The 12,808-nt window shown below is 72.4% G+C and carries 10 protein-coding genes and 1 pseudogene; 7 read left to right on the top strand and 4 right to left on the bottom strand.

The genetic code is table 11. From position 1 onward, the window contains the following. Positions 1 to 22: 22 nt before the first annotated feature. Positions 23 to 1,162, bottom strand: a complete 1,140-nt coding sequence (locus PV796_RS14080) for a TOMM precursor leader peptide-binding protein (protein WP_274919022.1) — start codon at positions 1,160 to 1,162, stop codon at positions 23 to 25. Between the two features lie 189 nt (positions 1,163 to 1,351). Here PV796_RS14080 and PV796_RS14075 point away from each other — a divergent pair, with 189 nt between their 5' ends. Further along, entirely contained in the window at positions 1,352 to 1,963 is a 612-nt protein-coding gene (locus tag PV796_RS14075) for a M48 metallopeptidase family protein (protein ID WP_274913410.1), read from the top strand. Between the two features lie 107 nt (positions 1,964 to 2,070). Beyond that, positions 2,071 to 3,303 (top strand): annotated as a pseudogene (locus PV796_RS14070) (TerD family protein); the annotation flags it as partial. A 168-nt stretch (positions 3,304 to 3,471) separates the two neighbouring features. Here the strand turns inward: PV796_RS14070 and PV796_RS14065 are convergent. Together PV796_RS14065 and PV796_RS14060 are read right to left on the bottom strand one after the other, a co-directional pair. Then, complete coding sequence (locus PV796_RS14065; RefSeq protein ID WP_274913409.1) at positions 3,472 to 4,014, bottom strand: NUDIX hydrolase; 543 nt, start codon at positions 4,012 to 4,014, stop codon at positions 3,472 to 3,474. Next, positions 4,011 to 5,507 (bottom strand): zinc-dependent metalloprotease, encoded by a 1,497-nt coding sequence (locus PV796_RS14060; RefSeq protein WP_274913408.1) that lies wholly within the window; start codon positions 5,505 to 5,507, stop codon positions 4,011 to 4,013. Before PV796_RS14060 ends, PV796_RS14065 begins: the two co-directional genes overlap by 4 nt. A 190-nt stretch (positions 5,508 to 5,697) precedes the next feature. On the opposite strand from PV796_RS14060, the gene PV796_RS14055 reads away from it, so the two are divergent. The 4 genes from PV796_RS14055 to PV796_RS14040 all read left to right on the top strand — a co-directional run bounded on the left by PV796_RS14055 (position 5,698) and on the right by PV796_RS14040 (position 9,128). Further along, entirely contained in the window at positions 5,698 to 6,846 is a 1,149-nt protein-coding gene (locus tag PV796_RS14055) for an SDR family oxidoreductase (RefSeq protein WP_274913407.1), read from the top strand. A gap of 148 nt (positions 6,847 to 6,994) precedes the next feature. After that, the gene (locus PV796_RS14050) at positions 6,995 to 7,468 is read left to right on the top strand and encodes a molybdenum cofactor biosynthesis protein MoaE (RefSeq protein ID WP_274913406.1); all 474 of its coding nucleotides are present in this window, start codon (positions 6,995 to 6,997) and stop codon (positions 7,466 to 7,468) included. A 281-nt stretch (positions 7,469 to 7,749) separates the two neighbouring features. Then, on the top strand, positions 7,750 to 7,944 hold the full coding sequence (locus tag PV796_RS14045) for a hypothetical protein (RefSeq protein WP_274913405.1): 195 nt from the start codon (positions 7,750 to 7,752) through the stop codon (positions 7,942 to 7,944). Positions 7,945 to 8,033: 89 nt separating this feature from the next. Next, positions 8,034 to 9,128: a YlbL family protein gene (locus PV796_RS14040; RefSeq protein ID WP_274913404.1), complete on the top strand. Its 1,095-nt coding sequence runs from the start codon at positions 8,034 to 8,036 to the stop codon at positions 9,126 to 9,128. Between the two features lie 47 nt (positions 9,129 to 9,175). Here PV796_RS14040 and PV796_RS14035 read toward each other — a convergent pair whose 3' ends face one another. Next, positions 9,176 to 9,730, bottom strand: coding sequence for a PPA1309 family protein (locus tag PV796_RS14035; protein WP_274913403.1), 555 nt, complete (start codon positions 9,728 to 9,730; stop codon positions 9,176 to 9,178). Between the two features lie 214 nt (positions 9,731 to 9,944). Here PV796_RS14035 and PV796_RS14030 point away from each other — a divergent pair, with 214 nt between their 5' ends. Then, positions 9,945 to 12,761 carry a UPF0182 family membrane protein gene (locus PV796_RS14030; protein WP_274913402.1) on the top strand — a complete coding sequence of 939 codons (2,817 nt, stop codon included), beginning with the start codon at positions 9,945 to 9,947 and terminating at the stop codon, positions 12,759 to 12,761. The last annotated feature ends 47 nt before the right edge of the window (positions 12,762 to 12,808 follow it).

Below are 12,808 nucleotides of genomic sequence, written 5' to 3'. Positions count from 1 at the left end.
CTCACACCGTCCCCTACCGGGGTTACCCGGTCATTGTTGCGTGTCGCGGCCGAGGAACCGAGGCGTCCGCCGGGCCCCGCTCCGCGGCGGCACCGCAGCCGCAGTCGGGATGCGGGGCGATCCGCACCGTCCGTACGCTCGCACACGGCAGCGGCAGTTCCATCCGCGCCCCCGTGCACGGCGGTGGCTCGCCGTCGAGGTACGCCAGCGCCTGGATGGCGGCGAGCCCCGCGACCGCCGTGGCCAGCGCGGCGTCGCAGGCCGGCACCGCCGGGGTACCGCGCCCCGAGCGCCACTGCGCGAGCAGCCGCGGCCAGGCCGGCTCGGCGTCCGTGCGCCGGAGTTGGTCGCAGCCGGCGCAGGCCGAGACGCCGGGCACCACCAACGGGCCCACCACTCCGGTGCCTTCCAGCACGCCCGCGTAGAGGTGGGGGATGCCGGCGGCGAGCAGCGGTTCGGCGAGCACGGGATCGGGGGCGTAGGCGCCGAGGCCGTCGCGCGGGGCGAGCACCATGAGGGAGATGCCGGGCGTGCCGGACTCGGTGACCGGGGCGCCGGTCCGGGGTCGGCCGCTCCACGGGGAGGACTCCCGGACCAACCGGCCGGCGGCCTCGGCCCGCCGCTCGCCGATCTGCCCGGCCGCCGGCCCGCCCGGCACCACGTCCCACGGCGCGACCGTGCCGCCGTCCACCACGTCCACCCGGCCGACCCCGGACCCCGACAGCAGCGCCGCGAGCTGCGCGCCGACCCGGCCCGCCCCCTTCACCTTGACCCGGACCGACCGGCGCGCCCCCATCCGCGCGAGCGGCCCTGACGCGCCCCCGCGCTGCCGCACCGACAGCGCGCCCAGATCCGCCCGTAACCGCTCGACGGCCGCGCCGTCCGCCCGCAGGGCGTCCGCCGCCGGTCCGTCCGCCGCCGGCGCCTCCAACAGCCCGGCCGCGCCGAGCCGCTCCACCACCCCGCGCGCCCGCTCCGGCGGCACGTCCAGCGCCACCGCCTCGTCGAGCAGTTGCGGCAGCGAGCGCGTGCCGTCGAGCAGTTCGATGAAGCAGCCGGTCGCCACGTCGACCGGCCCGACCGACCGCGCATGGGCCGGTGCCACCCCGAACCACACCGTCTCCCGGTCCCGCCAACCGCGCCGCAGCGCGGGCTTGAGCATCGGATGCATGTCTGCCGCCCCCGTTCGTTCTCGACCGGACTCCAGCATGCGCCGAGCGCCCGAGCGCGGCGGAAGTTATCCACAGGCGGCGGTCATTCGTCGTACAACGCGTGCACGCCGGGGGCGTTCAGGTGGCGAACCGTCCGAGGGGCGGGACTTCCCGCAGTGCCAACGGGTAACGTCGGGCGCGTGCCCGCCGACCCTTCCCCGCGCGGATCCGGGGAGACGCCCCTGCGCCGCGCCGCCGACCGCCCGCGCCGGGACGAGCCGAGCCCACCGGCCCGCGCGGTCGAAGTGCGGCGCAGCGCGCGACGGCGCCGGACGGTCTCCGCGTACCGCGAGGGCGACCGCACCATCGTCCTGATCCCGGCCCGGATGTCGCAGTCCGAGGAGCAGCGCTGGGTCTCCGTGATGCTGGACAAGCTCGCCGCCCAGGAGAGCAAGCGGATGCTGGGCGACGTCGATCTGGCCGAACGGGCCGAGCGGCTCTCCGGGCAGTACCTCGACGGGCGGGCCCGGCCGGGGTCGGTGCGCTGGGTCACCAACCAGAACACCCGCTGGGGGTCGTGCACCCCGGCCGAGGGCAGCATCCGGCTGTCGCACCGCCTCCAGGGCATGCCCGAGTACGTCATCGACTACGTCCTGCTGCACGAGTTGGCGCACCTCCTCGTCCCGGGCCACGGGCCGGAGTTCTGGCGCCTGTTGGAGTCCTACCCGCGCACCGAACGGGCCCGCGGCTACCTCGAAGGCGTGGTGGCCGCCGACCGGCTGCCGCATCTGCCGGCCGCCCGCCGCCGCTGACGGGACCGGAGGCCCCGGGCGCGCACCGGGGAGGCCCGCTGTCCGTACCAGCCGTTAGCCTGGCGAGGGTACGGATTCAACGCGAGGGCGGGGGAGGGCCGGTGTCGATGGCCAGGGAATTCCAGCGCGGCCACAAGGCCAGGCTGGCCGATCTGACGACGGAACGGGAGCTGTACGTCGGCGTGCAGATCGCCGGTCCCGGATTGGTCGTCGACATAAGCTGCTTCGGGCTGGACGACGACGAGCGGCTGTCCGACGACCGCTACTTCATCTTCTACAACCAGCCCAAGTCGCCCGAAGAAGCCATCCAGTTGCTCGGTGCGCAGGGCGGCGACACCGAATCCTTCCGGATCGCCCTCGACCGGATCCCGCCGCAGGTGCGGAAGTTGACCTTCACCGCCACCCTCGACGGCGACGGACAGATGTCGCAGATCGGGCCGGGCTTCCTGCGCATCGTCGCCGGTGGCCAGGAGGTGGCCCGATATCCCTTCACCGGCGCCGAGTTCAGCACCGAGCGCGCGGTGATGCTCGGTGACCTCTACGTCAAGGACGTCTGGCGGTTCGCCGCCGTGGGCCAGGGCTTCGACGGCGGCCTGGAGGCGCTGCTGACGAACTTCGGCGGCGAGATCCTGGAGGAGGACGAGGGCACCGGGCGCGCCGAGGGAGCGCCGGGGCCCGCGGGCGAGGCGCCGGCGCCACCCGTCACGGCGCAGGGTGTCCCCGCCCCCGCCCCCGCCCCGACGCCCGACCCCGCGCCCGTCTCGCCCCCGGCACCGCCCGTCACCACGCAGGGGGTGCCCGGGCCGGCGCCGACCGCCCCGGATCCGCGCGAACCGGCGCCGTACCAGCCGCAGTTGGTCCCGCCCCCGCTGCCCCAGCCGGCCGCCGCGCAGATCCACAGCGCGCCGACGCTCGTTGCGCCGCTGGTCCCGCCGGGCGGGACGCCGCCGCCCCCGGGCGTCCAGGCTCCGCCTCCGCCGCCCCCTCCGCCGCCGGCCGTCGGCGTGCCGGGTCCGCCCCCGCTCCCGTACGGCCAGGTGCCCGGCGGCCAACAGCCCCCGCCGCTGCCCCCGTACGGCCAGCAGGTACCTCCGCCGCCCCCGTACGGCCAGCAGCCCCCACCGTTGCCCTACGGTCAGCAGCCTCCACCGCCTCCGTACGGGCAGCAGCCGCCGCCCCCGCCGCCCGGTGGGTACGCCGCGCCCCAGGGGCCGCCGGTGCCGCTTCCGCCGCCCCCCGGTGCGTACGGTCAGCCGGGCCAGCAGCCGCCACCCCCGGGGGCCCCGTACGCCCCGTATCCGGGGCAGGGTGCGCCGGCTTCCGAGGGTGCCGGCGGGCAGTGGCGCCCCGAAGAGGAACCGGGTACGGGCCCGGGTGACCCGCACCGGGGTCGCTGACCGGCGCGCACGCGACGGCCTCGCCCCCCCAAATGCGTCCGGCGCCCGCCCCGTTGGGGCGGGCGCCGGAGTTGGCGTAGCTGGCGCAGCGTCAAATGGCTTGTGGCGGCGTCATGGTGTCGCCGACAGCAACGCCCGGGTGTCCGCCACCAGGTTGACCACCGACGCATCGGCCACCGAGGGCACCTCGTCGTAGCGGAACCACCGCAGGTCCAGCGACTCGTCGCTGATCGCCGCGACCGCGTCCGGCGGCGCCAGCGCGGCGTACTGGACGTCCAAGTGCACGGCGCAGGGCGTCTGATGGCGGTCCAGCCGCACCGGCGCACCGCCCAGCAGCGTCAGCCCCCGCGCGATCCCGGACTCCTCGCGCGCCTCCCGCAGCGCCGCGTCGGCGAGCGAGGCGTCCTCGGGCTCGCAGTGCCCGCCCATCTGGAGCCACATCTCCAGCTTGCGGTGCAGGGTGAGCAGCACCCGACCGCCCTCCGGGTCGATGACCAGCGCGCTGGCGGTGAGGTGCCCCTCCTTGCACGGCTTCCACATGCCGTCCTGATGGGCCGCGAGGTGGTCCAGATAGGCCAGCCGCAGTCGCTCCTGGTCGGCCGACGGCGCGGGCCACTCCTTGAGCACCCGCGCCGCGTCCTCCCGCAGGGTCACTGGGCGCCGCCGCCCTTGCCGTCGTCCTCGGGGCCGCGTGTGCCACCCTCGTCCTTGGTGCCGTCCGACGGTGCCTCACCGGCGTCCTCGGACCGCTTGGTCAGGTCCGGGCCCGCACCGGACGCCGCCTCGCCCAGCATCTTGTCGAGCTCGGAGAAGTCCGGGTGCTCGTGGTGGACGAAGCCGTCCGGGTCGTCCAGATCGGCCGCCGTCGGCAGCATGTCCGGGTGCTCCCACAGGCCGTCGCGGCCGTCCAGGCCCCGTGCGTCCGTCAGGGAGGCCCACAGCCGCGAGGCGTCCCGCAGGCGCCGCGGGCGGAGCTGGAGGCCGATCAGCGTGGCGAAGGTCTGCTCGGCCGGGCCACCGGTGGCCCGGCGCCGCCGCAGCGTCTCGCGGAGCTTGTCGGCAGACGGCAGGTGCGGCTTGGCCGCGGCGTGCACCACCGCGTCGACCCAGCCCTCGACGAGCGCCAGCGCGGTCTCCAGACGGGCCAGCGCGGCCTTCTGCTCCGGGGTGTCCTCGGGCTGGAACATGCCCTGCTGGAGGGCGTTTTGGAGCTCCTCGGGGTGCTGCGGGTCGAGCTGGCCGACCACGTCCTCCAGCTTGGTCGTGTCGACCTTGATGCCGCGCGCATAGCCCTCGACGGCACCGAAGAGGTGCGAGCGCAGCCACGGCACATGGGCGAACAGCCGCTGGTGGGCGGCCTCGCGCAGGGCGAGGTAGAGCCGCACCTCCTCCTCGGGGACGCCCAGTCCGGCGCCGAACGCCGTGACGTTCGCCGGCAGCAGCGCGGCCTTGCCGGCCGGGCCCAGCGGCAGCCCGATGTCCGTCGAACCGACGACCTCGGAGGCCAGCACACCCAGCGCCTGCCCGATCTGGGTGCCGAACATCGCGCCGCCCATGGAGCGCATCATCCCGAGCAGCGGGCCCGCCATGGCCTGCATCTCCTCGGGCAGTACGTCGCCCATCGCCGAGCCGACCCGCTCGGCGAGCGGGTCGACCAGGTCCTTCCACACCGGCAGGGTCTCCTCGACCCACTCGGCGCGGCTCCAGGCCACCACCGTGCCGGCGCCCGACGGGAGCGACGTCACGCCGTCCAGCCAGAGGTCCGCGAGCCGTACGGCGTCCTCGACCGCCGAGCGCTCACCGGGGGAGACGCTGGCGTCCTTGCTGCCGTCCTCGGCGCCCTGCGCGACGGTCTGCCGCGCGATGTCCTTGGCCATCTCCCAGTTCACCGGGCCGCCCTCGTAGGAGAGCATCTGGCCGAGGCGCTGGAAGGCGGCGCCGAGGTCGCCAGGGTTCATCTGGCCGCCGGGTCCCCCCATGCCGCCGAAGAGCGCCGCGAACGGATTGTTCGCGTCGCCGCTCCCGCCGCCGAACCCGAAGGGGTTCGCGGGGCCCTGGCTACCTCCCTGGCCGCCCTTCTGCTTGCCGTTGTCGCCGTCCTCCGGCTCCTCCGGCGGAAGGCCGAATCCAAATGGGGTGTCACTCACGGGTTTCCTCGGCTCGTAGGGCCGCCGGCCCTACGCCGACGGCGGCTGCCCGACATCACCTCCAGCGTAGACACTCGCCCCGCCCTGGGGCTCGGTGCTTCGCTGTCCCGGTGGCTGCGGCAGGATGGACGCCACCTGGTGCGAACGCGTCAGACGCGCCCGCACTGAAGACAACCGCTGGAGACGCCCGGTGAGTTCCCCAGATCCGACCGTTCGCGCAGCGCGAAACGCTGCCGCCACAACCGAACAGGCCGACCGCGGCCCGTCCGACGCCGGCCGGCCGCTGCGCCGCCCCGTCGTCGCCGTCACCGGAGCCGCCTCCGGGGTCGGCGCGCTGCTCACCCGCGCCCTGGTCGCGTCCGACGAGGTCAAGCAGGTGGTGGCGATCGACGAGCGGGTCGGTGAGGTCGCCGAGGCGGAGTGGCACGTGCTCGACGTCCGTGACCCCGCCATCGCCGACAAACTGCGCGGAACGGACGTCGTCGTCCATCTCGCGCTCGACCTCGACCTGGAGACCGACGCCGCGGCCCGCACCGCCTACAACGTGCGCGGCACCCAGACCGTGTTGACCGCGGCCGCGGCCGCCGGCGTCCACCGGGTGGTGCTGTGCACCTCCGCGATGGTCTACGGGGCGCTGCCCGACAACGACGTCCCGCTCGCCGAGGACGCCGAACTGCGCGCCACCGCCGACGCCACCGGGGTCGGCGACCTCCTGGAGATCGAGCACCTGGCGCGCCGCGCCCCCCGCGCCCACCCGGGCCTGAACGTCACCGTGCTCCGCCCCGCCGTCCTGGTCGGCGGCACCGACACCGCGCTGACCCGCTACTTCGAGTCGCCGCGCCTCCTGGTCGTCGCCGGCTCCCGCCCCGCCTGGCAGTTCTGTCACGTGGAGGACCTGGTCAGCGCCCTGGAGTACGCCGCCCTGGAGAAGGTCGAGGGCGAGCTGGCGGTGGGCTGCGACGGCTGGCTGGAGCAGGAGGAGGTCGAGGAGCTCTCCGGTATCCGGCGCATGGAGCTGCCGTCCTCAGTGGCTCTGGGCGCCGCCGCCCGGCTGCACCGGATCGGCCTGACGCCGTCGCCCGCCGGAGACCTGGCGTACACCATGCACCCCTGGGTGGTCAGCGGCAGCCGGCTGCACGACGCGGGCTGGCGGCCCCAGTGGACCAACGAGGAGGTCCTTGCCGAACTGCTGGAGGAGGTCGCCGGGCGGCACACCGTCGCCGGCCGCCGGCTCGGCCGCAAGGACGCCACCGCCGCGGGCGCCGCCGGCGCCACCGTCGCCCTCCTGGGCACCGCGGCCCTGGTCCGCCGCGCACGCAAGGCCCGCCGCCGCATCTGACGCCACCCATCGGGATCGTCCGTCCGCCCGTACACCTCCCGAAACGGCCACCGGGGCCACGGGACTGTACGAGCCTCCATACGCGGTCGCGGACGCCCGGTGGAAACGGCCATTCCGCGGCGCCCTCCCGGTACGGCACGATGGGACCATGTCTGGCACGCACTCCCGCACCGGTCGCGACCACCCTGGTGAGCAGGCCGCCGAGGACCCCATCCGGCTCCTGGAGATCCGCGCCGCCGCGCTGTCGGTGGACGAGGTCTTCGCGGCGGTCGGTGACGCATCGGCCGGTGGCACGGCCCTCTTCGTCGGCACCGTCCGCTCGCACGACGGCGGCGCGGACGTGGACGGCCTGGGCTACTCCGCGCACCCGTCCGCCGAGGCGGAGCTGCGCCGGATCGCCGAGAAGGTCGTCGCCGACTACCCGGTCCGCGCGCTGGCCGCCGTTCACCGGGTGGGCGACCTGGCCATCGGGGACCTCGCCGTGGTCGTCGCGGTCGCCTGCCCCCACCGGGCCGAGGCGTTCGCGGCCTGCCGCAAGCTGATCGACGACCTCAAACACGAGGTCCCCATCTGGAAGCACCAGACGTTCTCGGACGGAACCGAAGAGTGGGTGGGCGCGTAGCGCCCTCTTCTGGGGGTGGAGGTCGGGTGACGGGCGGGTGGGTGGGCGCGTAGCGCCCTCTTCTGGGGGTGGAGGTCGGGTGACGGGCGGGAGGGTGGGCGCGTAGCGCTCTCCTCCGGGGCGTAGGCCGGGTGCGTTCCCCATGCTCCTGGGGCCATGCGGCCGAATCGGTGCCTTGGGTTCCGGTTGCGTAACCCCGTCCTCGGGACCAGCGTTGACGTGGCAGATGGTTAATCTGCTTATTTGTCGATCGCGGGTGCGCAAGGGGTAGGGAGGTCGCCATGGGAGCGCTCCTCTGGCTGCTGATTCCGGTGCTGGCCGGTCTGGCCGCTGCGATGTGGAGCAGTTGGGCCATGCGCAACCGCCGCTCCGGGGACGTCGCCGAGCTGGCGGGCTACGCCCGGTTCCGCGCCGCGATGGAGCGGGGGCACGCCCCGGCCGCGACCGCCCCCGAGCACGCCTCGGACCCGGTCTGACGTCATAGCGGCCGGTCTGACGCCCTCGCTCGCCCCCGTACGGACGGCCCCGCGGGCCGGTTGTCGTACCCGTCCCGTACTGTCGTTCCATGCCACGCCGCACCGCGACGCTGCTCGCCTCGACCTTGATGCTGATCGCGCTGCTCTGCGCCGGGGTGCTGATTCCCGTCCCGTATGCCGAGATGTCGCCGGGGCCGACGGTCAACACCCTCGGTGAGCACGACGGGGAGCCGGTCCTGCAGATCTCCGGCCGGAAGACCTATCCGACGTCCGGGCACCTCAACATGACGACGGTCCGGGTCACGGGGCCGGACTACAACATGAACCTCCTTGAGGCGGTCTACGGCTGGTTGGACCCGAGCAGCGCGGTGGTGCCGCACAAGACGCTCTATCCCGAGGGGCAGACGGCCGAGCAGGCCGACCAGCAGAACGCCGAGGAGTTCAGTCAGTCCCAGGAGAGCGCCAAGGCCGCCGCGCTCAAGGAGCTGAACATTCCGGTCGCCACCCAGACCGTCGTCGGTGCGGTCCTGAAGGACAAGCCGGCCGACGGGGTGCTGCACGCCGGCGATGTGATCAAGGCGGTGGACGGCAAGGACGTCCAACAGACCAGCGACGTCGCCAAGTTCGTCACCCAGCACAAGCCGGGCGAAAAGGTGGTCTTCTCCATCATTCCGGCCAAGGAGGCGGCCGCGGCGGAGAAGAAGGGCAAGCGGCCTGAGGTCCCCGTCAAGCAGCTCGCGATCACCACGGCGTCGGACGGCGGCCGGGCGGTGGTCGGCATCCAGGCGCAGTTGGACCACATCTTCCCGTTCCCCATTGACGTGAAGCTGGCGGACGTCGGCGGCCCGAGCGCCGGGCTGATGTTCGCGCTCGGCATCGTCGACAAGCTCACCCCGGGCGGCGATCTGACGGGCGGCAAGTTCGTCGCCGGTACGGGCACCATCGACGACCAGGGCAAGGTCGGCCCGATCGGCGGCATTTCGATGAAGACGATCGGGGCGCGGGACAAGGGCGCGGAGTTCTTCCTGACGCCCAAGGAGAACTGCGCGGCCGCGGCGAAGGACACCCCCAGCGGCCTCCGGCTGGTGAAGGTCGGCTCCATCCAGGACGCGGTCAAGGCGTTGGAGAAGATCCGCGGGCACGACACCGCCGGCCTGCCGAGTTGTAGCCCGGCAGGCCGGTAGCGGGGGCGGCCGGCGGGCCCGTTCGGCCCGCCGTGGCCGTTAGGCCGTTACTCCTCGAAGGTCGCGGCCAGCGCCTCGGCGAGGCCGGGCACCAGCGACTTGCCGGTCAGCACCTCGGAGGTGGAGTCCTTCTCGCGCAGTCGCAGCGCGGACTCGCGGGCGCCGTCCCGGAGGACGGCCACCGTCATCCGCACCTCCTGGCGGTCCGGGTGCTTGGCGACCCACTTGGCGAGCTGCTCCCCGCTCATACCGGCCGGCTCGGCCTGTTCGGCGGAGGGGGGCAGCATCAGGCGCTCCACGGTGAGCGCGCAGCCGACGACGGCGTCCGGCCAGGCGATGGTGGCGAGGAACTCGTCCAGCGGGGCGCCGGCGGGGATCTCGTCCTGCTCGATGGGGGTCAGGGAGGTGCCGGAGGACTCGTCGATGCCCAGTTGGGCGGCGAGCGAGGGCTCCTGCGCGCGGAGCTTGGTGGTGTCGACGAGGGCGAACAGTCGGGCGGGCTGGTCCCAGCCGAGCCCGGCTGCGTACTCGTCGATTTCGAGCACCGCGCGGGTCAGTGGGTCGGCGGCGAGGGGGGTGCCGTCAACGGGGAGGTTGGTCATGCCCAACATCGTGCCTTGTAGACCCCGGAAATCGGGAACCGAGTAAAGCCGTCGTAAGTTGCATCACTGGGTCCTACTATCGCCGGGCCTGCTCCACACGACAGCGAACTTCGAGGTGCGCACCTTGGCTTTCCAGATGCCGGACCGCGGCGGAGGCCCCTCCGGGCCACGGATCAGAGTCGGCCGACCGTCGCGGCGGTTCCGAACCCTGCTCATGACGTTGGGCGCACTGGCCGTGCTGGCCATGCTCTTCGTGATGTTCTCGGGCTTCTGGACCGACTGGCTCTGGTACCGCTCGGTCCACTTCTCCTCGGTCTTCACCACCACCCTGTGGACCAAGATCGGACTGTTCTTCGCCTTCGGCTTCGTCATGGCGATCGCCGTCGGCATCAACATCTGGCTGGCGCACCGGCTGCGGCCGCCGCTCGCCGCGATGTCCACGGAGCAGCAGAGCCTGGACCGCTACCGCATGGGCATCGCCCCGTTCAAGAAGTGGGCGCTGATCGCGATCACCGCGGTGATCGGGCTGATCGCCGGGGCCTCCGCCTCCGGTGAGTGGCGTACCTGGCTCCAGTGGGTCAACCGCGTCCCGTTCGGCACCACGGACCCGCAGTTCCACAAGGACGTCTCGTTCTACGCCTTCGATCTGCCCTGGTACCGCTTCCTGTTGAGCTTCGGCTTCGCCTGCGCGGTGCTGTCCCTGGTGGCCGCCGCCCTCACCCACTACCTCTACGGCGGACTGCGGCTGACCAGCCCCGGTTCCCGGGCGACCGCCGCGGCCACCGGCCACCTCTCGGTGCTGCTGGGCATCTTCGTCTCCCTGAAGGCGGTCGCGTACTGGCTCGACCGCTACGGCCTGGCGGTGAAGTCCAGCGGCCTGAAGTCGGCCGACAACTGGACCGGTCTGCGCTACGTCGACGCCAACGCCTATCTGCCGGCGAAGACCATCCTGTTCTTCATCGCGGCGATCTGCGCGGTCCTGTTCTTCGCCACCCTCTGGCGGCGCACCTGGCAGTTGCCGGTGATCGGCTTCGGGCTGATGGTGCTCTCCGCCGTCCTGATCGGCGGGCTGTACCCAGCGATCGTGCAGAAGTTCCAGGTCCAGCCCAACGAGCAGGCCAAGGAAGCGCCGTACATCGAGAACAACATCAAGGCGACCCGGGACGCGTACGACATCCAGGACGCCGACGTGACGCCCTACAAGGGCAACTACAAGCCGACCACCAAGGAGGACAGCCAGCGGCTGCGGGACGCGGCGGACACCACCGCCAGCATGCGGCTGCTCGACCCGAACGTGGTCTCGCCGGCCTTCCAGCAGCAGCAACAGGTGCGGTCCTACTACCAGTTCCCGTCCACCCTGGACGTCGACCGGTACAAGGACAAGGACGGCAAGGAGCAGGACACCGTCATCGGCCTGCGCGAGCTGAACATCGCCGGCATCCCCGAACGCAACTGGATCAACGACCACTTCAAGTACACCCACGGCTACGGCGCGGTCACCGCCAAGGGGACCGAGACCGCCGACGGCGGCGCCCCGGACTACACCGAGGCCAACCTCCCCTCCCGTGGCCAGCTCCCCCCGTACGAACAGCGGGTCTACTACGGCGAGAAGACCACCCAGTACTCCATCGTGGGCGGGCCGCAGAAGGAGCTGGACTACTCCGACGACAGCGGCGAGAAGGGCTACCGCTACCAGGGCAAGAGCGGGGTGAGCCTGTCCAACCCGATCAACCGCGCCGCGTACGCGGTGGCGTTCGGGGAGCCGCAGATCCTCTACTCCGGCGCCATCGGGGACAAGTCGCGGATCCTGTACAACCGCACGCCCAAGGAGCGCGTGGAGTCCGTCGCCCCCTGGCTGACCATCGACGGCGACGCCTACCCGGCGGTGATCAACGGCCGCATCCAGTGGATCGTGGACGCGTACACCACCAGCAACGGCTACCCGTACGCCTCGCGCACCACCCTCGGGGACAGCACCGCCGACTCGCTCACCAACGGCCAGCGCGCGGTGGTGGCCCAGCAGAACCAGGTCAACTACATCCGTAACTCGGTCAAGGCGACGGTCGACGCCTATGACGGCACGGTCAAGCTCTACCAGTGGGACACCAAGGACCCGGTCCTGAAGACCTGGATGAAGGCGTTCCCCGGCACGGTCGAGAAGAAGGACTCCATCAGCCCCGAGCTGAAGGCCCACCTGCGCTACCCGCAGGACCTCTTCAAGGTGCAGCGCCAGTTGCTGACCACGTACCACGTCACCGACCCGGGCACCTTCTACACCGGTTCGGAGCGCTGGCAGATCCCGAACGACCCGACCACCAAGTCGGGCAACGCGGTGCCGCCGTACTACCTCAGCATGAAGATGCCCGACCAGAAGGACCGGGCGTTCTCGTTGACGACTACCTTCACGCCCAACAAGAAGGACAACCTGGGCGCCTTCATGGCGGTCGACGCTGACGCGAACAGCGACGACTACGGCAAGATCAGATTGCTGAAGCTGCCCGCGCAGACCCCGGTGCCCGGACCGCAGTTGGCCCAGTCGAAGTTCAACTCCGACCCGGCCATCGCCAACGAGCTCAACATCCTCAAGAAGTTCGGCGACTCGGAGATCGAGTACGGCAACCTGCTGACCGTCCCGTTGGACGGCGGACTGCTCTACGTCGAACCGGTCTACCTGCGCGGCGCCAACACCAACTACCCGCTCCTGAAGAAGGTGTTGGTGAGCTACGGCGACAGCAAGCCCGTCCTGGAGAACAGCCTCAAGGACGCGCTGGACGTGGTCTTCGGCAAGAAGGCGCCGAGCGCGGGCACCAGCCCGGAGAACCCGCCCGGCGGCGGCCAGACCGGCGAGCAGCCGCCGTCCGGCCAGACCGTCCAACAGGCCCTGTCGGACGCCGAGAAGGCGTACGACGAGGGCGAGAAGGCGCGCGTGGCGGGCGACTGGGCCGCGTACGGCGACGCCCAGAAGAAGCTGAAGGCCGCACTGGACCGGGCGGCCAAGGCGTCCGAGAAGGGCGGGAAGTCGAGCGGCTGAGCCTTCCCCGGGCACCACTGGGTGGTGCCCGGCGCGGGCCTCAGCGG

The sequence above is a fragment of the Streptomyces sp. WZ-12 genome (assembly GCF_028898845.1).
Taxonomy (GTDB): domain Bacteria; phylum Actinomycetota; class Actinomycetes; order Streptomycetales; family Streptomycetaceae; genus Streptomyces.
This window is presented reverse-complemented; position numbering and strand designations above follow the sequence as displayed.